Below are 24,240 nucleotides of genomic sequence, written 5' to 3' on the forward strand. Positions count from 1 at the left end.
GAATCGAAAGAGAAAGCGGGGAATGTTTATGATTTTTACAGCTGAGTATTCATCGCCCCTGGGGAAACTTACGTTGGCTCAAAGGGATTCTGCACTCATCGGGCTTTGGCTGGAGGGACAAAAATATTTTTTGGGAACACTGGCAAAGGAACAAATGACGAAAGAAGATACCGTTGTTTTCCAAAAGGTAACGTCATGGCTGGATCGGTATTTTCAAGGAGAAAATCCATCCATTGATGAAATTCCCATGGCACCGGAAGGCAGTGAATTCCGCAGAGAAGTTTGGAGAATTCTCTGCAGAATTCCTTACGGAACTACAACGACCTACGGCGAGATTGCGAGACAGCTGGAGAAAATAAAAGGGCGGTCCTCCATGTCGGCACAGGCAGTGGGAGGGGCAGTGGGACATAATCCCATTTCAATTATAATTCCGTGTCATCGGGTTGTGGGATCAAACGGAAGTCTTACCGGCTACGCCGGCGGAATTGAGAAGAAAATTCAATTGCTTTCCATAGAAGGTGCGGAGATGTCAAATTTTTTTATTCCAAAGCAGCGGTAGGTTTTTCCGAACATCGTATGCATCCCCCGGAGCGTTTTTGTAATATAGGAAAGTCAGGACTTTCCTATATTACAAAAAAAGGAGCCCAAGAAAGGCTCCCGTGCGGCTGAAAGTGATATAAGTTATTCGTCATCCTCAGCTTCCTCTTCTAAAATAGCATCCAGAACGGAAGCTACCATTTCATATTCTTCATCACTTTCGATATTATCTAGGCTGAAAGCATCTTCATCTTTAGGATCCTGCATATAACGGTAGAGCAGGAGGGCGCTTTCTTCTTGTTCGCTCTCCAGATCTTCCAGAGAAATGAGCGCAATGTATTCCTGACCTTCTGCCTCAAAGAAACTGATGACGGCACAGTCCATGACGGAACCATCTTCCAGCTCCAGATGGATGACAGGATTTTCTTCTTCTACAATTACATCTTCTTCAAATTCGTTCATTGTGACACCTCTTTTCTATTCTTTTTTTCACTATACTAAAGCTTTGGGGAAAAAGCAAGGTGATGATGAGAAAAACATGGTTTGTCAAAGAATTGACAGGGAAAAATATGTGTGTTACGATACGAAATAATGGAGGAAAAGATATGGAAGAATATAAGTTTTTGTTGGATCTTGCGATTATTCTTGCGATGACAAAATCGTTTAGTCTGGTTTCAAGAAAGTTTAATATGCCGCCGGTGGTAGGAGCGCTTCTTGCCGGTATCCTTTTGGGACCGGTGGTATTAAATCTGGTGGAACCCTCAGACTCTATTTTAAATCTGGCAGAAGTCGGAGTGGTTGTTTTAATGTTTGAGGCGGGACTGGAGACGGATCTTGATGAATTAAAGAAAAGCGGATTTCCTGCGTTTGTCATTGCCTTGTGCGGTGTTGTTGTGCCCTTGATTGGAGGCTCTGCGCTTGCCCTGGTGTATGGAACAAAAATTTTAGAAGCTCTTTTTATCGGAGTTATCCTGACCGCTACATCTGTAAGTATTACGGTGGAAGCGCTGCAGGACATGGGAAAATTAAAAGGACGTGTGGGAACTGCAATTTTAGGCGCGGCAATCATTGATGACATTTTGGGAATTGTACTGCTGTCAATGATGACAAGTATTGGGGGCGCAGGAGGATTTCAGATTCAGTCTGTTTTGTGGATTCTTGTAAAGATGGCAGCGTTTTTTGTGATTTCCGGAATCGGAGGAATCGGAGTAAAAAAATTTTTTGAGTGGATGTCTACTTACAAAGACACGGAAATTGAGCGGCACAGAAGAAGAGTTCCGGTTCTTGCATTGTCCTTTTGTCTTGCGCTGGCATTTTTGGCGGAGGTCTTTGGAATTGCGGATATTACCGGAGCATATTTGGCTGGAATTATTTTGTGCAGACTTCCGGAACGTTTTTACATTCACCGGAAGATCGAGGTGCTGTCTTATATGTTTATAACCCCGGTGTTTTTTGCCAGCATTGGTTTGAATGTAAAAATACACGGGATGGGACAGTCGTTAATTCTTTTTACGGTTGTTCTGAGTGTGATTGCAGTCTTGTCTAAAATGATCGGATGCGGGGCAGGCGCTATGCTTTGTAAATACGGGAAGAGAGAATCTCTTCAAATTGGCGCGGGAATGGTCTGCCGCGGAGAAGTGGCACTGATTGTAGCGCAGAAAGGGATTGCCGTAGGCTTGCTGTCAGAGGCATTTTTTGCTCCTGTGGTACTGATGGTTTTGGTAACTACGCTGCTGGCTCCTGTTTTATTAAAAGTTTTGTTTGCGTGATCTATGGTTTTGGTGTGTGATTTTTGCTTTAGATAAAGAAACCAGAGGAAGGAAAGAGGTTTAAGCGATGATAGATACCGTAATTTCTGTAAAGCTCCCGGTGGGAGAGATGCTGCGCGTAAAAAAGAACCGGATGATGCCGGACCGTCTCACCGGGAAGGAAAAACGAATCTGCCTGATCTCAGGGATTTATGGAGATGAGTTGGGCGGACAGTATATTTGCGGGGAGGTGATTCGCAGAATCAAGGAAAATTTTCATCAATTGTCGGGAATCGTAGATGTATATCCGGCAGTGAATCCGCTGGGTCTGGATGCCCGAACGAGAGCCGTTCCGATTTCTGACATTGATTATAGTACGGTATTTCCGGGGAATGTGAATGGAGGGCTGGAAGAATACACCGCTGCAAAGCTGGTGGAGGAATTGAAAGGCGCAGCCTGCTGTATTGACATTCATTCCAGCAATGTTTTTTTACAGGAAGTTCCTCAGGTGCGATTAAACGATGATTCCGACGAACGGCTGCTTCATCTCTCAAGACAGATGAATACAGATTTGGTTTGGATTCATCCGTCTGCCACTGTCAATGAGGGAAGTCTTGCCTATACAATGAACGCGATGGGGATTCCAACGCTGGTTACAGAATCCGGTGCGGCGTTTCGCATTGAATATGAATATTGCAGACAGATTATTAACGGAATTTTTTCTGTTATGGCAGAGCTTGGAGTTTGGAAAGGAACGCCAAGCTGCAGAAAGCATGTGCCGGTGATTCAGGAAGATGAGATTTATTATTTAAATTGTGAGTCGGCTGGAATTTTTGTATCTTATAAGAATTTAAAAGACCATGTAAAAAAAGGGGAAGTCATTGGAAGAATTCAAAATCCTCTGATGGGAATTGCTGAGGAGGAAGTCATTGCGCCGACGGATGGACTGCTCATGACACTTCGGGAACATCCGGGAGTAACGGAGGGATCTCTGGTGGCAAGAGTGATAGGAGGACGCCATTTATGAAAAAAGAGATTTTATATGCTTCCGATAATTATTTAAGAGATGAATTCCAGATTGAAGGATATTGGTTTGGGAAAAAATGTGAAGAGCAGGAGCGTGCCGCCTGCATTGTAGGTTCGATGCGGGGAAACGAGTTTCAGCAGCTCTATATATGCTCTATGCTGGTAAAGCGATTGAAGGATTTGGAAAAGAGCGGCGCGATTGTAGGCCAAAATCAAATTTTGGTCATTCCATGTGTGAATAATTTTTCTATGAACGTGGGACAGAAATACTGGGTATCTGACAACAGTGATATTAACCGACAGTTTCCGGGGAATTTTCAGGGAGAACCGACCAGTCGTCTGGCAGCGCATCTTTTTGCAAAGATTCAGGGGTTTCGTTATGGAATTCACTTTCCGTCTTTTTACCAGCCGGGAGATTTTATTCCCCATGTTCGGATGCCTTCTACCGGAAAAGAGAGCGTAAGCCTTGCTAATTTGTTTGGTCTGCCCTATGTGGTGACAAGCAGACAGAGGAATTTTGACAAAACAACTTTAAATTATAATTGGCAAATTCAGGGAACGGAAGCTTTTTCAATTTATTCCGGAGAGACAGGGAATATTAATGAGGCTCAGGCGAAACAGGCAGTATCTGCTGTACTTCGTTTTCTCACTCGTATGGGAATTTTAAAATATAATTGCCATAATGGGTATATTGCTAGTATTATAGAAGAAGAGGATTTAGTTTCCATTAAGGCACAGGCCCCCGGCTTTCTTCGCAGATTTACAGAAGTGAACGAGGAAGTTCAAAGGGGGCAGCTGTTAGGAGAAATTTTGAATCCGTATGATGGAGAAATTCTGGCTGAGATTCGCTCCAGTGTGGATGGCATTGTCTTTTTTGCCGAAAATCAGCCGACAATTTTAGAAAATGCATCTGCATTTCAGGTGATTAAGAAACTACATGAATAAATGGGAGGAAATCATGGGAAGAGTAAGACGAGTCTATGTAGAAAAGAAGAAAGACTATGCAGTAAAGGCAAAAGAGCTGTTAGGAGAATTAAAGCAGTATCTTGGGCTGAATATTGAAAATATTCGGGTACTGGTCCGCTATGATATTGAAAATTTGTCGGATGCAAGCTATGATAAAGCGCTGGGAACCGTATTCAGTGAACCGCCGGTGGACGATGTTTACGAGGAAGGTTTTCCGATGGAAGAAGGGGAAGCAGCGTTTGGAGTGGAATTTCTGCCGGGGCAATTTGATCAGAGAGCAGATTCTGCACAGCAATGTGTGAAATTGCTGAATGAAGATGAAGACGCAGTGATTCGCAGCGCTACAGTTTATGTAGTAAAAGGAAATATAACAGAAGAGCAGCTGGAAGAGATTAAAGCTTATTGTATCAATCCGGTAGATTCCAGAGAAGCAGAAGCTGAAAAACCGGAAACGCTAATCATGGATTTTGAAGAACCGGAAGATGTAAAAATATTGGATGGATTCAAAGACATGGGCGAAGAGGAGTTTAAGGTTCTTTATGATTCCCTGAACCTGGCAATGACATTGAAAGATTTTCTTCATATTCAGAATTATTTTAAGGAAGAAGAAAACAGAGATCCGTCCATGACAGAAATTCGTGTCTTGGATACGTATTGGTCCGATCACTGCCGTCATACGACATTTTCTACAGAGCTTACGACAATAGGTTTCCAGGATGGATTTTACAGGGCTCCATTGGAGGAAGCATATTATCAGTATATGGATGATTTTGAGGAGCTTTATGCGCAGCGTGATGATAAGTTTGTATGTTTAATGGATATTGCTCTGATGGCGATGAAACGCCTGAAAAAAGAAGGAAAGATTGCAGATCTGGAAGAGAGCGATGAGATTAATGCATGCAGCATTGTAGTTCCGGTAGAGATTGACGGAAAAGAAGAAGAGTGGCTGGTGAGCTTTAAAAATGAGACTCATAACCATCCGACGGAAATCGAACCGTTTGGAGGAGCCGCGACTTGTCTTGGAGGCGCAATCCGTGATCCGCTTTCCGGACGTTCCTATGTATATCAGGCGATGCGTGTCACAGGTGCTGCAGATCCGACGGTACCGTTAAAAGATACTTTAAAAGGCAAATTACCGCAGCACAAGATTGTAAATGGCGCGGCAGACGGATATAGTTCTTATGGAAACCAGATTGGACTGGCAACGGGACTCGTCAATGAAATCTATCATCCGGATTATGTGGCAAAACGTATGGAAATCGGAGCTGTTATGGGTGCGGCGCCGAGAAGGAATGTCATTCGTGAAAATTCTGATCCGGGCGATATCATTATTCTTCTGGGAGGAAGAACCGGACGTGACGGCTGCGGAGGTGCAACCGGTTCTTCGAAAGTTCACACGGAAGAATCCATCGAAACCTGCGGTGCGGAGGTTCAGAAAGGAAATCCGCCGACCGAGCGGAAAATTCAGAGATTATTCCGAAGAGAAGAAGTCAGTCGTCTAATTAAAAAATGCAATGATTTCGGTGCAGGAGGAGTTTCCGTTGCAATCGGAGAGCTGGCGGACGGACTGATTGTAAATCTTGATAAGGTACCGAAAAAGTATGCGGGACTTGACGGAACAGAACTGGCGATTTCAGAGTCACAGGAGCGTATGGCAGTTGTTGTGGATGCAAAGGATGTGGACAAGTTCCTGGCATATTCCCAGGAAGAAAACTTAGAGGCTGTTGCGGTGGCAGAGGTTACGAAAGAACCACGATTGATTCTGACATGGAGAGGAAAAGAAATCGTGAATATTTCAAGAGCCTTTTTAGATACCAATGGAGCTCATCAGGAAACGGAAGTTTTTGTGGAGATTCCTCACCGCGCAGAATCTTATTTTAAGCAGGCAGAAGAAATCGGATCGTTTCAAGAAGTCTGCATGAAGATTCTGTCAGACTTAAACGTATGCTCTCAGAAAGGTCTGGTAGAACGTTTTGACAGTTCCATCGGAGCGGGAACCGTTACAATGCCATACGGCGGAAAATATCAGATGACGCCGATTCAGACGATGATTGCAAAGCTTCCTGTGCTTCACGGAAAGACGGATACAGTGACAATGATGAGCTATGGTTTTGATCCGTATTTGTCAAAATGGAGTCCATTCCATGGGGCGGTTTATGCAATTACAGAATCTATTGCAAAGATTGTTGCTTCAGGAGGAGATTTTAGAAAGATTCGTCTGACCTTCCAGGAATATTTTAAACGCCTTGGCGAGGATAAAACGAGATGGGGACAGCCGGTGGCAGCGCTGCTCGGTGCTTATCAGGCGCAGATTGGATTCGGACTTCCGTCCATCGGAGGAAAAGACAGTATGTCCGGAACCTTTAATGATATTGATGTACCTCCGACACTGGTATCTTTTGCAGTGGATGTAGCCAAGACAACGGATATTATTACACCGGAGCTGAAGAAACCGGGAAATCGTCTGGTTCGCATCTGTATCCCGGTGGATGCATACAATCTGCCGATTTACAGTGAGGTAAAGAAGGTTTATAAAAGAATACAAAAATTAATCAAAGACGGAAGTATCAAGTCCGCTTATGCAATTGGAGGCGGAGGCGCTTTAGAGGCAGTTGCCAAAATGGCATTCGGAAATCAATATGGCGTTATTTTTGATGAAGAAGTGGAATTAAATGACTTAACAGAACCAAAATTCGGATCTTTTGTTGTGGAAATGGATACGAGAGATATTCATAAAATCGGCATTCCGGGTCTTTTGATTGGTGAGATTACAGAAAAACAGGAATTTGTGTTTGGAGAAGAATCTGTTGCGCTCAAGGATGCAATGGAAGCATGGAAAAAACCATTGGAAAGTGTTTTCCCTACCAAATCCGAAGGAAGTCAGAAAATTCTTGACACGACACGCAGTTATGTCAAGGGAAATATTTATGTATGTAAGAATAAGGTTGCAAAACCAACGGTCTTTATTCCGGTATTCCCTGGAACCAACTGCGAGTATGACTCTGCCAGAGCCTTTGAAAGAGCGGGAGCCAATGTTATTACAAAAGTCTTTCAGAATTTAGATGCTCAGGGAATTCGTGATTCTGTTGATGTGTTTGAGAAAGCAATCAGAGAATCTCAGATGATTATGTTCCCGGGAGGCTTTAGCGCGGGAGATGAACCGGATGGATCTGCCAAATTCTTTGCAACAGCATTCCGAAATGAAAAGCTCAAGGAAGCGGTGATGGATTTATTGAATCAGAGAGACGGTCTTGCACTGGGAATCTGTAATGGATTCCAGGCATTGATTAAGCTTGGTTTAGTTCCGGAAGGAAAGATTGTAGAACAGTCTGTAAAATCTCCGACGCTGACAACCAACCGAATCGGCAGACATATTTCAAAAGTAGCATATACAAGAATTGCATCAAATCTTTCTCCTTGGTTTAACAATGTAAATGTAGGAGATGTTTTCAGCATTCCGGTTTCTCATGGAGAAGGACGTTTTGTGGCAGATGAAGATGTCATTCAGAAATTGTTTGAAAACGGACAGGTGGCTACGCAGTACGTAGATTTAAGCGGAGATCCGACGATGAATGAAGACTTCAACCCGAATGGGTCTTATCATGCAATCGAAGGAATCACCAGCCCGGATGGAAGAGTGCTTGGAAAAATGGGACACTCTGAGCGTCGGGATGATTATGTGGGAATCAATATTGCCGGTCAGAAGGATCAGAAAATTTTTGAATCCGGAGTCGAGTATTTTAAATAATTCCAAAGAAAATCAGCCATACTATAAAAAAGGAGGCTGATGGTTATGGAAGATAAGAAACAAAAAAGAGAATTAACCAACGAAGAAATTGACGAAAATATCTTTGATATGTGCAATGTATGTTCTGCGGCAGATTGTACCGGACTGATTCGGGTGGAACCTGCCACAGATTATGAGGATGAGGCATATATGGATTTATATCCGTATAAACCTCCTGTTTTGCCAGAGGAAGATGAAACGAAAAATCATTAAAAGTCGAGAGAGACAAAGAAAACCGCCGGTGAAAATCATGTGATTTCACCGGCGGTTTTCTGTAAGATTAGGAAAGTTCTGACCTTCCTATCTTACAAAAACGCTCCGCTTTGTTCTTGACCTATGACAGATCGTCGGTCACAGGTTCTTTTCGGACAATGTGAATTGTTTCGATTCTATTTTTTTCTACCGCTTGAACATGGAAAATAAAGTGGTCATCCTCTGCCACCTCACCTTCTTCCGGCAGATGATCCAGCAACTCAATAATATAACCGCCAAGAGAATCGTAGTCTTTTGAGTCGATATCGGTATCCAGCAGATCGTCAAGATCATCTAATTTAATGGATGCGGCAGCAAGATAAGAGCCATCCTCCAACTCCTGAAAGGTTTCTTCTTCGGACTCATCGTACTCATCACGAAGCTCTCCGAAAATTTCTTCCACAATATCTTCCAGAGTAATGAGACCGGCAGTGACGCCGTATTCATCAAGGACAATGGAGAAGCTTACAGATTTTTCACGCATTTGAGCCAGCAGGCTGGAAACCTTTTGTGTCTCATAGGTAAAAAACGGTTTTCGGATGACCTCATTGAGATGGAAACTCTCACCCCGATGCTTGGAACGGTAAAAATATACATCTTTAAAGTAAACAATTCCAATGACATGATCCTTGCTTCCTTCATAAACAGGAAGTCTGGAAAAACCTGCTTCGCGGAATACATCCAGCACTTCTTCATAAGCAGCGTCAACCGACACGAAGGATACGTCAATGCGGGGGATCATAATATCCTTTGCGATAGAGTCCTTAAAATCAAAGACATTGTTCAGCATATTCTTTTCTTCGTCCTCAATGACGCCATCCTCATGGCTGACATCGACAATGGTACGAAGCTCCCGCTCCGTCATAACTCTCTTGGATTGCTTTGAATCAATACGGAGAATCATTAAGAGTGCAGTTGACATTTTATTAATCAAAAATACAATGGGTGTAAAAAGTTTTGTGACAACGTAAATGCTCGTGGCATAATTCAGCGCAAGTTTTGTATTATTAATTGTTGCATAAGTTTTTGGCGTGATTTCACCGAAAATCAAAACCAAAACAGTCATAACACCTGTGGCAATTCCGGCTCCCATACTTCCGAAAATTTTGATTGCCAGAGTTGTGGAAAGAGATGTCACGGAAATATTTACAAGGTTATTTCCCACAAGAATGCTGGAAAGCATCTGACTTGGATTCTCAATAAGCTTTAACACAATCTCCGCTTTTTTGTTTCCGTCCTCTGCCATGGCGCGCACCGCGTGCTGGTTTACCGTCGTTAACGAAGTTTCAGCAGAGGAAAAATAAGCAGATAATGAAAGTAAAATAATAATCGCAACTAAATGAAATATGACGCTGGGGTCCAAAGTAAAATCCCTCCTAAATTTGTAAGTTTGTTTTCAGATACAATTAAATTTATTTTACGAAAGAATACATCATGTGTCAAGGTTTTGGTTGCCAACAGGACCGTTCTGTGATATATCAGATAGGAGACTTTAAACGTGAAGAGGAGAATGGCTATGAATTTGTTGATGTTACTGATTTTAGCAATTGGATTGTCGATGGATGCTTTTGCGGTATCCATTTGCAAAGGACTGGCAATGAAGCGGGCAGAAATTGGAAAAGCTTTGACCGTAGGTCTCTGGTTTGGCGGATTTCAGGCATTGATGCCGATTCTGGGATATTTTTTGGGAACACGGTTCAAGGCACAGATCACATCGGTAGACCATTGGATTGCATTTATTTTGCTTGGACTGATAGGACTGAATATGGTGAAAGAGGGATGTGAAGAGGAAGAAGAATGTCAGGACGCTTCCCTGGCAGTCAAAGAAATGTTTTTGCTGGCGGTTGCAACCAGTATTGATGCATTGGCAGTGGGAATTACATTCGCATTTTTGGATGTGGAAATCTTTTCAGCAGCAACGATCATCGGAATCTGCACTTTCGTCTTGTCTGCCTGCGGAACAAAGATAGGAAATGTTTTCGGAACAAAATATAAGTCCAAGGCAGAGCTTGCAGGGGGCATTTTACTGATACTTCTGGGCATTAAGATTCTTTTGGAACATCTTGGGATTTTTTGATTTTCGTAAAGTTCCTCTTCCATTTTCCGTGAAAACGGTGTAAGATAGGAGAAGGAAACACAAGATATAGTGTTTTACATAAAAGTATATCAACATTTAGTATTCATTGTGCGCGGCTGGAAGGGAGCGGTCAGAGGGCCGTCAATCTGAGATATAAGACTGGTCAGCGCATTAAATATAAAAATAACAGAGATAAGGGAGATGCCATGAAGGAAGTAAGGACAAGAATCATTAAACGCAATGGGGAAGAAGTGGATTTTGATTTAGAAAAGATCATCAATGCTGTGACAAAAGCGAATAAAGAAGTGCCGAAGATTCATCAGATGAATGATTATCAGATCATTGCTGTGGCGGATAATGTGGCAGACCAGGTGCAGAAATCATCTCATGCAGTGAATGTAGAAGATATTCAAAATATGGTTGAGACCGGGATCATGGAGATGCGAGGCTATGAAGTTGCGCAGAAATATGTGAGATATCGTTATAAACGGGAGCTGAAGAGAAAATCCAATACAACAGATGATGGGATCTTATCGCTTCTCGAGAATATTAATGAGGAAGTGAATCAGGAAAACTCCAATAAGAATCCGGTGATCAATTCAACACAGCGGGATTATATGGCAGGAGAGGTCAGTAAAGATTTAACCAAGAGAGTTCTTCTTCCCGACGAGATCATCAAAGCACATGAAGAAGGCATCATTCATTTTCATGATTCGGACTATTTTGCTCAGAAGGAGCATAATTGCGATCTGATTAATCTGGAGGATATGCTTCAAAATGGAACGGTAATCAGTGAGACGATGATTGAAAAGCCGCATTCATTTTTTACTGCATGTAATGTTACAACGCAGATCGTGGCACAGGTTGCCAGCAATCAGTACGGCGGACAGTCCTTTACTCTGGCGCATTTGGCGCCTTTTGTAGATGTCAGCCGAAAAAAGCTTCGTCAAAATGTGATTCGGGAACGGAAGGCAACCAATGAATCCATGGATGAGGCTCTGATTGATCAAATTACAGAGATGAGACTTCATGATGAGATAAAACAGGGAATTCAGACGATCCAATATCAGCTTGTGACGCTGATGACATGCAATGGTCAGGCCCCGTTTGTTACTGTTTTTATGTATTTGGATGAGGTACCCAAGGGAAGAACCAGAGAAGATCTTGCGCTGGTCATTGAAGAGGTATTAAAGCAAAGAATTCAGGGAGTGAAAAACGAAAAAGGTGTCTGGATTACTCCGGCATTTCCGAAATTGATTTATGTTCTGGATGAGGATAATGTGACGCAGGATGCACCATACTGGCATTTAACAGAACTGGCTGCAAAATGTACGGCAAAACGAATGGTGCCGGATTATATATCTGCAAAGGTAATGCGCTCTCTGAAACAGGGGGAAGTTTATACCTGTATGGGCTGTCGTTCCTTTTTGACCGTGGAAGATTCTCAGAGAAATCCTGATGGAAGTCATAAATTCTATGGACGGTTTAATCAGGGAGTGGTCACCATTAATCTGGTCGATGCGGCATGCAGTTCCGAAGGCGATATGAAAAAATTCTGGGAAATTTTAGAGGAACGTCTGGAACTTTGTCACCGGGCATTGAGATGCCGTCATGAAAGATTGTTGGGAACCGTGTCGGATGTGGCGCCGATTCTCTGGCAGCATGGGGCGCTGGCAAGACTGAAAAAAGGAGAGACCATCGACAAGCTTCTCTATAACGGGTATTCTACGATTTCTCTTGGATATGCGGGACTTTACGAAATGTGTGTCCGAATGACCGGAAAATCTCATACATCACCGGAAGGAAAAGAATTTGCACTGCAGGTGATGCAGAAGCTAAATGATAAGTGCGCCCAGTGGAAAGCAGAAGAAAATATCAGTTATTCTGTTTATGGAACTCCGATGGAATCTACAACCTACAAATTTGCAAAATGCCTTCAGAAGCGGTTTGGAATTCTTCCGGGAGTGACAGATAAGAATTATATTACCAACAGCTATCATGTTCATGTATCGGAAGAGATTGACGCGTTCAGCAAGCTGGCGTTTGAATCTGATTTTCAGAAGCTCTCACCGGGAGGAGCCATCAGTTATGTGGAAGTTCCAAACTTACAAAATAATCTTGAGGCAGTGCTGTCTGTAATGAAGTTTATCTACGATAATATTATGTATGCGGAGCTTAATACAAAGAGTGATTACTGCGAGTGCTGCGGATATGACGGCGAAATTTCAATCAAAGAAGAAGCATCAGGAAAGCTTGTCTGGGAATGCCCGAACTGTGGAAATACAGATCAGGATCATATGTTTGTGGCAAGGCGTACCTGCGGTTATATCGGAACTCAGTTCTGGAATCAGGGACGTACGCAGGAAATTAAAGATCGGGTACTTCATTTATAAAAGGTGAGAGCATGAATTATGGAGAAATTAAAAAATGTGATGTTGCAAATGGACCTGGGGTGAGAGTCAGTCTTTTTGTATCCGGATGCCGAAATCGGTGTCCCGGATGCTTTAACCGGGAGACGTGGGATTTTGCGTATGGAAAGCCTTATACCAAGCAGACGCAGGAGGAAATCCTGCGATTGCTGGAGCCGGAATATATTGAAGGGTTTTCCCTGTTGGGAGGGGAGCCTTTTGAACCCGAAAATCAGCAGGTTTTAAGAGGGCTTCTTAAGAACATTCACAATCGATATCCCCAAAAAACCATTTGGTGTTATACGGGCTATTGTTACGATACAGATTTGAAGGCAGGCGGAAAGGTTCATACGGCAGATACGGATGAAATGTTATTGTATATTGATACCTTAGTGGATGGAAGATTTATAGAAGCTCAGAAGGATATTACTTTGAAATTTCGCGGGAGCAAAAACCAGAGAATTTTAGAGCTTCATAAATCGGAGAGAAGATAAAAGGCGTGGAACGGTCTTAAAAGGATTGTTCCACGCCTTTGTTTTATTGTTAGGCTTTAAGCCTGTTCAGCACAGTGGAGTTTCTCAGAAGAGAAACGGAACTTTGATGAACGAATAAACCACCGGCTAGGCCGGTGAGTCAGCACTGCTTAAGCTTACAGTAAAAAACCTCCAGTGATATAATCATGTTGGTTCGCCAACCACATAAAATCAAAGGAGGTTATCCAAATGGATATTAATAGCTTATCACATACGAAATGGAATTGTAAGTACCATATTGTTTTTGCGCCTAAATATAGAAGAAAAGTAGCATATGGAAAGATGAAACAGGATATAGCAAATATCTTAAGTATATTATGCAAAAGAAAAGGTGTAGAAATAGTGGAAGCAGAGATATGCCCAGATCATGTACATATGCTTGTGAAGATACCACCCAGTTTAAGCATTTCAAGTTTTGTAGGGTACTTGAAGGGAAAAAGTACACTTATGATCTTCGAACGCCATGCAAATTTAAAATATAAATATGGGAATCGACATCTCTGGTGCAGAGGATATTATGTAGATACTGTAGGGAAAAATGCAAAAAAAATACAAGAATATATTCAAAATCAATTACAAAATGATTTAGAGTATGACCAGATGACACTAAAAGAATATATTGACCCGTTTACGGGTGAGCCAGTAAACCAAAATAAATAAAATAAGCCCCGTAGGGCTTAATAAGTAAATGACGGTACAGTTGGCGAACCAAATTCGATGGGTCTTTAGACTTAGCGTCGGTAATAAGCCCTTATAGGGCGAGAGCAAACCACCGGCTAAGCCGGTGGTTTTGATTTAGGGCAGAAAAGCCCTCTCATTTCTATGTCACAAAATCTTCTTGACATACTGTGCCTTTTATTATAGCCTATGTATAACAAGAATATATTCAGAAAGAAGGGATTGCATATGATACTGGAGATTGATTTCAATAGTGATGAGGCAATCTATGTACAGCTAAGAAATCAAATTATTATGGGAATTGCATGTGCAGAATTTACAGAGGGAGAATCTCTGCCGTCGGTTCGGCAGCTGGCTCAGATTCTTGGAGTAAACATGCATACGGTAAACAAAGCATATGCTATTTTAAGAGAAGAAGGATACTTAAAGTTAGACAGAAGAAAAGGTGCAGTGGTAAGTGTGGAAACTCTGGAAAAGCAGCAGGAGCTTCAAAGTATTGAAGAAAGTCTCACAATGCTGGTTGCAGAGGCAGTCTGCAAAGGGATTACAGAAGAGGAGATGAAACAGTTAGTCAGTCACATGTACCATCAGCTTGAAAAAAATCAGGAGGAGTTATGAATCGATTACCATTTACAAGACTTGCCGCAAAAGCGTTGGATGAGGGACGGGAAATTGCGAAATATCTTGGATTTCAGGAATTTGGAAGTATTTTTTTATTGCTTGGTCTTTATGGAACCAGTGGGTCTATGGCCAGCGAGGTGCTTCGGATGCATGGCGTTACAAGAGAATTAATCGAGAACTTTATTCAAGAAAAATCCAAAAGGCCAAAAGACGGAAGGCGCAAAGTGCTAGATACTCCAAAGACGGAGTATCTTCTGGAGATGGCAGGGGAGATTGCTCTAAAATACGGGTGCGATGCCATCGGAACAGAACACATTTTAATGGCATTAATTCGGGATGCGGATAATGAAGCCTGTCGACTTCTGGAGAAGGCTAAAATTTCCGATGAGGGGATGTTTACGGATATTTTAGTAACGGCAGGTTTAGATTACCGGACAGCGAAGAATGAGTATGCACAGGCGTTGGCTTTTAGCTCAGATGCGCCGGAGGAAGGGATGGCAGAATCTCTTCTGGAACAGTTCAGTACAGATCTTACGGAGAAGGCAGCACAGGGAAGTTTGGATCCGATGATCGGAAGAGAAGAAGAGATGGAGCGTTTGGTCCAGATTCTTTGTCGCCGGACGAAGAATAATCCGTGTCTGATCGGAGATCCGGGTGTTGGGAAAACTGCGATTGTAGAGGGACTTGCACAAAAGATTTCCGATGGAAGTATGCCGGTGTGGCTTCAGAATAAGAGATTATTGTCCTTGGATCTTACAAAAATGATTGCGGGGACAAAATACCGCGGAGAATTTGAGGAAAGAATGAAGCGGATCATTACAGAGGTGACTGAGGATGATTCGGTCATACTGTTTATTGATGAGATCCATACCATGATCGGGGCAGGAGGCTCTGAGGGGGCCATGGATGCTTCCAACATTTTAAAACCTGCACTGGCAAGAGGGGATTTTCAACTGATTGGCGCCACAACCAGTGAAGAATATACAAAATATTTTGAAAAAGATGCTGCCCTGGCAAGAAGATTTCAGCCGGTACGCATTGAGGAGCCGACGGTGGAAGAAACCATTACAATTTTAAGTGGATTAAAGCATCGCTTTGAGGATTTTCATCGGGTTTTGATTCCAGAGAATGTCATTCATTCGATTGCAGTCCTGTCGGACCGTTATATCAGCGATCGTTTTCTTCCGGATAAAGCCATTGATTTGATGGATGAGGCATGCGCGAGAAAAAGAATGGGGCAGGCAGGAAACTTTGAGGACTTTGGAAAAGAACGCCGGAAGATGGAGCTTTTGGTAGAGCAGATTGAAGAAAAATTATCAGAAGGCGCTCTGGCAGAAGCCAGAAAGCTAAAGGAAGAAAAGCAAAAGCTTGAAAAAGTCTGGAAGAGAAAAGAAAATCAAATGAAAAAGAGACAGAACAATATACCGGAATTAGATGAAGAAGATATATCAGAGGTCATTTCCCTCTGGACGCAGATCCCGGTGACACAGCTGAAAAAAAGAGACATGGAAAGATTAAAAAATCTGGAAAAAGAGCTTCACAAACAGGTGATCGGACAGGATCAGGCGGTTACAGCTGTGGCAAAGGCGATTAAGAGAAGTCGTGTGGGACTGAGGAATCCAAATCGTCCCATTGGTTCCTTCCTGTTTCTGGGACCGACCGGAGTTGGAAAAACCGAATTATCAAAAACTCTGGCAAGAGCAATGTTTGGAAGAGAAGACGATTTAATTCGTGTGGATATGTCAGAATATATGGAAAAACACAGTGTTTCAAAGATCATTGGTTCTCCTCCGGGGTATGTAGGATTTGGGGAAGGCGGTCAGTTAAGTGAGCAGATCCGCAGACATCCATATTCGGTTATTTTGTTCGATGAGATTGAGAAGGCTCATCCGGATGTGTTTAACATTTTGCTTCAAGTGCTGGATGACGGGCATATTACAGATTCCAACGGAAGAAAGGTTGATTTCAAAAATACGGTGATTATTATGACATCCAATGCCGGTGCAAATAGAATTATCGCACCAAAACGTCTTGGATTTGCGGCGGAGACAGAAAAAGAGAAAAATCATCAGCTAATGACAAAGAGTGTGATGGATGAAGTAAAACAGATTTTCCGGCCGGAATTTTTAAATCGCATTGATGATACCATTGTTTTTGCGGTTTTGACCAAAGAAGAAGTTCGGAAAATTGCCCGATTATTTATGGAAGACATTCGCCGGCGTCTTGTACAGGAATATCAGATTTCTTTGAAAGTTACAGGTGCAGCGCTGGATTTTCTGGCTGAAAAGGGGTATGACGAAAATTATGGAGCCAGACCACTGCGAAGAGTCATTCAAAATGAGGTGGAGGACGCATTGGCAGATTGGATTTTGAACGGCAGATTAAAATCAGGAGATGTTATGACAATCGGAAAGAAAGATAAAAAATTGACATTTTCAGTCACGGAAACTGGTAAATAAACGATAAATATATTATAATGAAAATACAATTACGGCAAACCAATATTAGGAGGATAAAAAAATGGCAGTGGTAACTGAATTATTCCGCAGCGAAGATAATGGAACCCTTTGTTTTGGAGACTATACATTAGAAACAAAGGCGAAGAAAGGAGATATCCAGTTTGAAGGAGATATTTATAAGATTAAGACCTTTAAGACAATGACAAAACTGGACAAGAACGGACAACTGATTTTTGAATCTGTACCGGGATCCGCAGTTTCTAATTTTGCGGCAACCGCAGACGGAGTTGCATTTGATATTGAATCAGCATCGGATGTTCAGGTCACCCTCGAGGTAGAACCACAGCAGGATTATCGTGTTTTTATTGATAATACGAATATCGGAACTATGAAAGCAAACCTGGCAGGAAAACTTACCATTGGGGTTGAGTTGAGTGAGGGAACCGCTTCTTCTGTCCGTGTTCAGAAGCTGTAATACGCCGGAGGATTGAGCAATGGCAAAGCAAAAAACGATGTATTTCTGCAGCCAGTGTGGTCATGAATCTTCCAAATGGATGGGACAGTGCCCGGCCTGTAAACAGTGGAATACATTTACAGAAGAGGTCATAACAGAAAGCAAAAAGGGAGGGGCGAAGTCCGGAAAGACTTCAGCCTCTCCTATGAATATATCTGAGGTAACCGTCAAGAATGAAGAGCGGATTCCAACGGGGATCAAGGAACTGGACCGGGTTCTCGGCGGAGGAATCGTGAAAGGCTCCCTGTCATTGGTCGGCGGGGACCCGGGAATCGGGAAATCAACACTGTTGCTGCAGGTATGCAGAAATCTTGCCAACAAAAAAAGAAAAGTACTTTATATCTCCGGAGAGGAGTCCATGCATCAGATTAAATTGCGTGCAGAGAGGATCGGTACTTTTGAAGAAGAGATGCTGCTGTTTTGTGAGACGGATCTGGGAGAAATTTTGAATGCTGTTTTAAAGGTGAAACCGGAGTTTGTGGTCATTGATTCCATTCAGACCATGTACAGCGCAGATCTGTCTTCGGCTGCGGGAAGTGTTTCTCAGGTGCGGGAGGTGACCGCTCAGATGATGCGAATTGCCAAGGAACAAAATGTGGCAGTTTTTATTGTAGGGCATGTGACAAAAGAAGGCGTCGTTGCAGGACCCAGAACACTGGAACATATGGTGGATACGGTGCTTTATTTTGAAGGAGAAAGAGAAGCGGTATATCGGATTCTGCGGGGAGTGAAAAACCGTTTTGGATCAACCAACGAGATCGGTGTATTTGAAATGTGTCAAAACGGACTTCTGGAAGTAGAAAATCCGTCAAAAACGATGTTAAACGGAAGACCGGTGGATGCTTCCGGTTCTGTGGTTGTCTGTTCGATGGAAGGGTCCAGACCGATTCTCATTGAAATCCAGGCTTTGGTATCTCCCACAAGTTTTCAGATGCCCAGACGAACAGCTGTTGGGATTGATTATAACCGCGTCAACCTCTTGATGGCAGTGTTAGAAAAAAGAGCTGGTTTCCAGTTAGGAGGCTGCGACGCTTATGTGAATCTGGCAGGAGGAATGCGGCTTGGAGAACCAGCCATAGATCTTGGCATTGTGATGGCAATTGCATCCAGTTATAAAAATCGTGCCGTCCCGGAAGACACCATTATTTTCGGGGAAGTGGGTCTGGTAGGAGAAATTCGGGGCGTTTCCGGAGGGGAGGCAAGGATTAAGGAAGCCGCAAAACTTGGCTTTCAAAGGTGTATTCTGCCGAAAGCGAATCAGGAAGCAATAAAAATTCAGACAGGAATGGAACTGCTTGCGGTGACCAATGTTTTGGAGGCATTGGACTTGATTTAAAATTTATTGCGGCAGGACTTGCAACGGTCCCAAAGATACATTATGATAAAATAAAAATATATGGAGGACAGCATGGAAGAAATAAATTCTAAAAATTTTATCGAACAGATCATTGATCAGGATATGGAAGAGGGAAGCTGCAAAAAGGTTGTGACTAGATTCCCGCCGGAGCCCAATGGATATCTGCATATAGGACATGCAAAATCAATTTTACTAAACTATGGGCTGGCGAAGGAGTATGGAGGAGAATTTCATTTTCGTTTCGACGATACAAATCCGACCAAAGAGAAGGAAGAATATGTTCAGTCCATCAAAGAGGATGTAGAATGGCTGGGAGCGGATTACAAGGATCATTTGTATTATGCATCCAATTATTTTGACAAAATGTATGAGTGTGCGGAGCTTTTGGTCAAAAAAGGGAAAGCCTATGTGTGTGATTTAACACCGGAGGAGATTCGTTTATATCGAGGAACCCTGACGGAACCGGGAAAGGACAGTCCATACCGGGAGAGAACACCGGAGGAGAATTTAACCTTGCTGCGGGAAATGAAAGAGGGAAAATATCCCGATGGAAGCAAGGTGCTTCGCGCAAAGATTGATATGGCGTCCGGCAATATAAACATGAGAGATCCGATTTTGTATCGAATTGCCAGAATGGAGCACCATAATACCGGAGATCAGTGGTGCATTTATCCGATGTATGATTTTGCGCACCCTTTAGAAGATGCGTTTGAGGGTGTGACACATTCCATCTGTACGTTGGAGTTTGAAGACCACAGACCGCTGTATGATTGGGTTGTCAGAGAGTGTGAATTTGAAAATCCTCCAAAGCAGATCGAATTTGCCAAGCTGTATCTTACCAATGTCATTACGGGAAAACGGTATATTAAAAAGCTGGTGGAGGACGGTATTGTAGACGGATGGGATGATCCGCGCCTGGTATCCCTGTCTGCTTTGAGAAGACGGGGATATACGAAAGAATCCATTCAAAAATTTATGGAGCTGGTGGGAGTGTCCAAAAGTCACAGCTCTGTAGATTATGCAATGCTGGAATATTGCATCCGTGATGATTTGAAATTGAAGCGGCCTCGAATGGCGGCGATCCTTGACCCGATCAAGCTTGTAATTACCAATTACAAGGAAGGGGAAACAGAGTATGTGGACGTGCCGAACAATCAGGAAAATGAAGAGATGGGAACAAGGCAGGTACCATTTGGCAGAGAGTTATACATTGAGCGGGAAGATTTTAAAATTGAGAAGCCGAAAAAATACCGCCGTCTCTATGTGGGAAATGAAGTTCGCCTGATGAATGCATATTTTGTAACCTGCACAGGGTATGATACAGATGAGGATGGAAATGTAACGACAGTCTATGCAACCTATGATCCGGAATCCAGAGGAGGCAACAGCCCGGACGGAAGAAAGGTCCGCGGAACCATTCATTGGGTCTATGTTCCGACTGCCAAAAAAGCAGAGGTTCGTCTCTATGAAAATATTGTAGACGAGGAAAAAGGTGTATATAATGAAGATGGAACGATCAATATCAATCCAAATTCTCTGACGGTCATTACGAATGCCTATGTGGAACCGGAACTGGAAAAATTTGAGGCGGGAGATAGCTTTCAGTTTATGAGAACCGGTTATTTCTGTTTGGATACCAAGGATTCCACCAAAGATCATATGGTGTTTAATCGTATTGTAAGTTTGAAGAGTTCTTATAAACCAAACTAACATGTGAGGAAAAGGGAGGAGATTGTATGAAGGTGATAGCTGTTTCCCACGGACCTTATGCGCAGGCTCTGGTTGACACAGTACAGATGATTGCGGGTGAGCAGGAAAATTTGGCAGCGCTGGGGCTGGCAGAGGAGGAATCTGTCGATACATTTCGGGAGCGTATCGAGGAAGAGATTCAGGCAACAGAGCATGGACAGGAGATTTTAATGGTTTCCGACCTGTTTTACGGGAGTCCGTTTAATGCGGTGATCTCTCTGATGCAAAAATATGATTTGTACCATCTCACCGGCATCAATCTTCCTTTGATGATGGAAGTGATTATGGGGCGTTACGGAGGGAAAACGGCCGGGGAAATTTGTGAAAGCGCCCTTGCGCAGGCTCCGGAAACGTTTCGTGATGTGAGGAAGTTATTTCAGGAGGAAGAAGAATGAAGAACATTGTATTAGCAAGAGTCGACGACCGATTAATTCACACAGAAATTTTGACATTATGGGTGCCGGCAGTCAATGCAAATCGCATTTTGATTGTGGATGATACGGTTGCCAATGATAAATTCCGCAGTCGGGTCATCAAAGATATGGCTCCAAAAGGAATGGTGATTCATGTTTATGGAATGGAGCGCGCAGTGGAAAAGTTAAAAGAACAGCCTTCTTTTCCGGGAGAAAATGTAATTGTTCTTGCGGAGTCGCCGATTGTATTTGAGGAGCTGATCAAAAGAGGTATCCAAATTCCGCAGCTGAATATTGGAGGAATGGGAATACGAGGAGAGCGAAAGAAGGTAGCCAGACGTGTGGCGTGTGATGCTGCAGAGATGGAATCCATCCATAAAATGATCCGCCAGAATGTCCATGTTTATTTCCAAACAGTTCCGACACAGACCGGAGAAGATGCACAAAAATATATTTCCCGGGAAAACTAAACTGTCTGTTAAAATTGCAGTCCCTTTTTGAATTTTTATAAAAAAGGGGTTGCATTTTTTTTTGTCGGTGTTATACTAACAACATAAGGGTTAGCACTCAATCAAGGTGAGTGCTAACAATATAAGATAAAATAAGACAAATTTCTAAATTATTTAGGAGGTAATATGAGTATGAAGTTAACACCATTGGGAGACAGAGTTGTATTAAAACAGTTGGAAGCAGAGACAACAACAAAATCAGGAATTGTACTTACAACCGCAACTCAGGAAAAACCACAGGAAGCAGAAGTTGTCGCAGTAGGACCGGGAACCGAAGATGTGAAGATGGAAGTTTCTGTTGGACAGAAAGTCATTTATTCCAAATATGCCGGAACCGAGGTGAAATTAGAAGAGGAAGAATATATTATTGTAAAACAGAATGACATTTTAGCAGTCGTAGAGTAAGAGAAGTATAATCGGAGGACAGAAATTATGGCAAAGGAAATTAAATACGGAATTGATGCAAGAAAAGCTTTGGAATCAGGGGTAAATCAGCTGGCAGATACTGTCAGAGTTACCATTGGACCAAAGGGACGTAACGTCGTGTTAGATAAATCTTTCGGAACACCGTTGATCACAAACGACGGTGTTACAATCGCAAAAGAGATTGAGCTGGAAGATCCATTTGAAAACATGGGAGCACAGGTGGTAAAAGAGGTTGCCACAAAAACAAATGATGTTGCCGGAGATGGTACAACAACCGCAACGGTTTTGGCGCAGGCAATGATTAACGAAGGAATGAAGAACCTGGCAGCAGGAGCCAACCCGATTATTCTTCGGAAAGGAATGAAAAAGGCAACAGAGGCAGCGGTAGAGGCAATTGCAGAAATGAGCAGCAAGGTAACAGGAAGAGATCAGATTGCAAAGGTAGCTGCAATCTCAGCTGCAGATGACGAAGTCGGAGAATTAGTGGCAGACGCTATGGAAAAAGTATCTAACGACGGAGTTATTACAATTGAAGAATCCAAAACAATGAAAACAGAATTGGATTTGGTAGAAGGTATGCAGTTTGACCGTGGATATTTATCTGCATATTTCTCCACAGATATGGAAAAAATGGTTGCAGAATTAGAAGATCCATATATTTTAATTACAGATAAGAAAATTTCTAATATTCAGGATATTCTTCCAATGTTAGAGCAGATTGTACAAAGCGGAAAGAAATTGTTAATCATTGCGGAGGATATTGAAGGTGAAGCTTTAACAACATTAATTGTGAATAAACTTCGCGGAACCTTCTCTGTATGTGCAGTCAAAGCCCCAGGATATGGTGACAGAAGAAAAGCAATGCTGGAAGATATCGCAATTTTAACTGGCGGAACTGTAATCTCAGAAGAAGTAGGCTTAGAATTAAAAGATGCAACCATCGATCAGTTAGGTCGTGCCAAATCTGTCAAAGTTGAAAAAGAAAATACAGTGATTGTTGACGGAGAAGGCGATAAAGATGCAATTCAGGCTCGGATCGGTCAGATCAAAGGACAGATTGAAGAGACAACTTCTGAATTTGATAAAGAAAAATTACAGGAAAGACTTGCAAAATTATCTGGCGGAGTTGCTGTAATCCGTGTCGGAGCGGCAACAGAGACAGAGATGAAAGAGAGCAAGCTGCGCATGGAAGATGCGCTGGCAGCTACAAAAGCGGCAGTGGAAGAGGGAATTATCTTCGGTGGAGGATCTGCTTATATCCATGCATCAAAGAAGGTTGCAGAAATGGCAGCAGATCTGGAAGGAGACGAAAAGACTGGTGCAAATATTATCTTAAAAGCATTGGAAGCGCCATTATTCCAGATTGCAGTAAACGGTGGATTAGAAGGTGCAGTGATTGTTAATAAAGTAAAAGAACAGGAAGTCGGAATCGGATTTGATGCGCTGAATGAAGAATACGGAAACATGATTGAAAAAGGAATTATTGATCCGGCAAAAGTAACAAGAAGTGCATTACAGAACGCAACATCTGTAGCTTCTACTCTGTTAACAACAGAATCTGTAGTGGCAAATATCAAAGAAGCAGAGCCGGCAATGCCAGCAGGGGCAGGAGCACCTGGCATGGGCATGATGTAGGCACTCCAGTTTTATAAATTTGAGTCTTGGCAAATCCAGGAAAAAGCCTGAAATCACAGGAAACTAGTGTAAGTCCAAGATTCATTCTACCAAAAAATCGCTCGGACCTTATGGTCTGGGCGATTTTTGAGTTAGGGGAGTTTTTTTAACAGTTCCTTTTTTGCTAATGGGAATGATATCAATTTTTTTAGTTCTTTGGTTCCGGTGCATGCAGCCCCAAAGAAGAAATTGACAGTGAATTCTGTATATGAAACAACGAAGATAGTAAAAGGCAAAATGACAAAAAGGGCATTGATTAAAATAAAGCTTGGAAAGAGGATCTATAAATCAAAAGCAAGTAAAAAAAGAAGTGCTAGTTTCGGTGAATACCGGTTCTAGCACTTCTTTTCTTTCATATTCTTATTTCCTGCAAAATTATCACTGTTCTATGTAAAAAAAGACGCACTTCATAATCCACTATTAAATAACAGGCAAATTTTATGCACCGATCCGTTGTCGTTGCTTTTTGTAATAATGCATATTCACAAATAATTGTGAATATGCTT

General features: G+C 42.5%; 21 protein-coding genes. 19 read left to right on the top strand and 2 right to left on the bottom strand.

Annotated elements, in window-relative coordinates:
- The first annotated feature begins 28 nt into the window (after positions 1 to 28).
- The gene (locus AC27EF_RS03510; protein WP_487108874.1) at positions 29 to 559 is read left to right on the top strand and encodes a methylated-DNA--[protein]-cysteine S-methyltransferase; all 531 of its coding nucleotides are present in this window, start codon (positions 29 to 31) and stop codon (positions 557 to 559) included.
- A 122-nt stretch (positions 560 to 681) separates the two neighbouring features.
- Here the strand turns inward: AC27EF_RS03510 and AC27EF_RS03515 are convergent, their stop codons facing one another.
- Positions 682 to 999 carry a DUF1292 domain-containing protein gene (locus AC27EF_RS03515; RefSeq protein WP_487108875.1) on the bottom strand — a complete coding sequence of 106 codons (318 nt, stop codon included), beginning with the start codon at positions 997 to 999 and terminating at the stop codon, positions 682 to 684.
- Positions 1,000 to 1,061: 62 nt separating this feature from the next.
- On the opposite strand from AC27EF_RS03515, the gene AC27EF_RS03520 reads away from it, so the two are divergent.
- The 5 genes from AC27EF_RS03520 to AC27EF_RS03540 all read left to right on the top strand — a co-directional run bounded on the left by AC27EF_RS03520 (position 1,062) and on the right by AC27EF_RS03540 (position 8,277).
- Positions 1,062 to 2,306, top strand: a complete 1,245-nt coding sequence (locus tag AC27EF_RS03520; protein WP_487108996.1) for a cation:proton antiporter — start codon at positions 1,062 to 1,064, stop codon at positions 2,304 to 2,306.
- Positions 2,307 to 2,373: 67 nt separating this feature from the next.
- Positions 2,374 to 3,312 (top strand): M14 family metallopeptidase, encoded by a 939-nt coding sequence (locus tag AC27EF_RS03525; protein ID WP_487108876.1) that lies wholly within the window; start codon positions 2,374 to 2,376, stop codon positions 3,310 to 3,312.
- Complete coding sequence (locus AC27EF_RS03530; RefSeq protein WP_487108877.1) at positions 3,309 to 4,256, top strand: M14 family metallopeptidase; 948 nt, start codon at positions 3,309 to 3,311, stop codon at positions 4,254 to 4,256. The genes AC27EF_RS03525 and AC27EF_RS03530 overlap by 4 nt, the downstream gene beginning before the upstream one ends.
- 13 nt (positions 4,257 to 4,269) lie before the next feature.
- Positions 4,270 to 8,025: a phosphoribosylformylglycinamidine synthase gene (locus AC27EF_RS03535; RefSeq protein WP_487108878.1), complete on the top strand. Its 3,756-nt coding sequence runs from the start codon at positions 4,270 to 4,272 to the stop codon at positions 8,023 to 8,025.
- Positions 8,026 to 8,070: 45 nt separating this feature from the next.
- On the top strand, positions 8,071 to 8,277 hold the full coding sequence (locus AC27EF_RS03540) for a hypothetical protein (RefSeq protein WP_487108880.1): 207 nt from the start codon (positions 8,071 to 8,073) through the stop codon (positions 8,275 to 8,277).
- Between the two features lie 121 nt (positions 8,278 to 8,398).
- Here the strand turns inward: AC27EF_RS03540 and AC27EF_RS03545 are convergent, their stop codons facing one another.
- A complete protein-coding gene (locus AC27EF_RS03545) occupies positions 8,399 to 9,679 on the bottom strand; it encodes an HlyC/CorC family transporter (RefSeq protein ID WP_487108882.1) in 1,281 nt (426 codons plus the stop codon).
- A 153-nt stretch (positions 9,680 to 9,832) separates the two neighbouring features.
- On the opposite strand from AC27EF_RS03545, the gene AC27EF_RS03550 reads away from it, so the two are divergent.
- The 13 genes from AC27EF_RS03550 to groL all read left to right on the top strand — a co-directional run bounded on the left by AC27EF_RS03550 (position 9,833) and on the right by groL (position 23,695).
- Positions 9,833 to 10,393 carry a manganese efflux pump MntP gene (locus AC27EF_RS03550; protein WP_487108883.1) on the top strand — a complete coding sequence of 187 codons (561 nt, stop codon included), beginning with the start codon at positions 9,833 to 9,835 and terminating at the stop codon, positions 10,391 to 10,393.
- Between the two features lie 206 nt (positions 10,394 to 10,599).
- Entirely contained in the window at positions 10,600 to 12,786 is a 2,187-nt protein-coding gene (gene nrdD / locus AC27EF_RS03555) for an anaerobic ribonucleoside-triphosphate reductase (RefSeq protein ID WP_487108885.1), read from the top strand.
- A gap of 11 nt (positions 12,787 to 12,797) precedes the next feature.
- Entirely contained in the window at positions 12,798 to 13,295 is a 498-nt protein-coding gene (nrdG, locus tag AC27EF_RS03560) for an anaerobic ribonucleoside-triphosphate reductase activating protein (RefSeq protein ID WP_487108886.1), read from the top strand.
- 228 nt (positions 13,296 to 13,523) lie between these two features.
- Positions 13,524 to 13,994, top strand: a complete 471-nt coding sequence (gene tnpA, locus AC27EF_RS03565; protein ID WP_487108887.1) for an IS200/IS605 family transposase — start codon at positions 13,524 to 13,526, stop codon at positions 13,992 to 13,994.
- 246 nt (positions 13,995 to 14,240) lie between these two features.
- The gene (locus AC27EF_RS03570; RefSeq protein WP_487108888.1) at positions 14,241 to 14,630 is read left to right on the top strand and encodes a GntR family transcriptional regulator; all 390 of its coding nucleotides are present in this window, start codon (positions 14,241 to 14,243) and stop codon (positions 14,628 to 14,630) included.
- Positions 14,627 to 17,092 carry an ATP-dependent Clp protease ATP-binding subunit gene (locus AC27EF_RS03575; protein ID WP_487108889.1) on the top strand — a complete coding sequence of 822 codons (2,466 nt, stop codon included), beginning with the start codon at positions 14,627 to 14,629 and terminating at the stop codon, positions 17,090 to 17,092. The genes AC27EF_RS03570 and AC27EF_RS03575 overlap by 4 nt, the downstream gene beginning before the upstream one ends.
- Before the next feature lie 61 nt (positions 17,093 to 17,153).
- Positions 17,154 to 17,567, top strand: a complete 414-nt coding sequence (locus tag AC27EF_RS03580) for an endosialidase (RefSeq protein WP_487108891.1) — start codon at positions 17,154 to 17,156, stop codon at positions 17,565 to 17,567.
- A 19-nt stretch (positions 17,568 to 17,586) separates the two neighbouring features.
- Positions 17,587 to 18,942: a DNA repair protein RadA gene (radA, locus tag AC27EF_RS03585; RefSeq protein ID WP_487108892.1), complete on the top strand. Its 1,356-nt coding sequence runs from the start codon at positions 17,587 to 17,589 to the stop codon at positions 18,940 to 18,942.
- 72 nt (positions 18,943 to 19,014) lie between these two features.
- Complete coding sequence (locus tag AC27EF_RS03590; protein WP_487108893.1) at positions 19,015 to 20,673, top strand: glutamine--tRNA ligase/YqeY domain fusion protein; 1,659 nt, start codon at positions 19,015 to 19,017, stop codon at positions 20,671 to 20,673.
- 26 nt (positions 20,674 to 20,699) lie between these two features.
- Positions 20,700 to 21,107, top strand: a complete 408-nt coding sequence (locus AC27EF_RS03595; RefSeq protein WP_487108894.1) for a PTS sugar transporter subunit IIA — start codon at positions 20,700 to 20,702, stop codon at positions 21,105 to 21,107.
- The gene (locus AC27EF_RS03600) at positions 21,104 to 21,595 is read left to right on the top strand and encodes a PTS sugar transporter subunit IIB (RefSeq protein ID WP_487108895.1); all 492 of its coding nucleotides are present in this window, start codon (positions 21,104 to 21,106) and stop codon (positions 21,593 to 21,595) included. Before AC27EF_RS03595 ends, AC27EF_RS03600 begins: the two co-directional genes overlap by 4 nt.
- Before the next feature lie 171 nt (positions 21,596 to 21,766).
- A complete protein-coding gene (locus AC27EF_RS03605; RefSeq protein WP_487108997.1) occupies positions 21,767 to 22,039 on the top strand; it encodes a co-chaperone GroES in 273 nt (90 codons plus the stop codon).
- 27 nt (positions 22,040 to 22,066) lie between these two features.
- Positions 22,067 to 23,695, top strand: coding sequence for a chaperonin GroEL (gene groL / locus AC27EF_RS03610; RefSeq protein WP_487108897.1), 1,629 nt, complete (start codon positions 22,067 to 22,069; stop codon positions 23,693 to 23,695).
- Positions 23,696 to 24,240: the final 545 nt, after the last annotated feature.

Source organism: Anaerostipes stercorihominis, assembly GCF_057535655.1.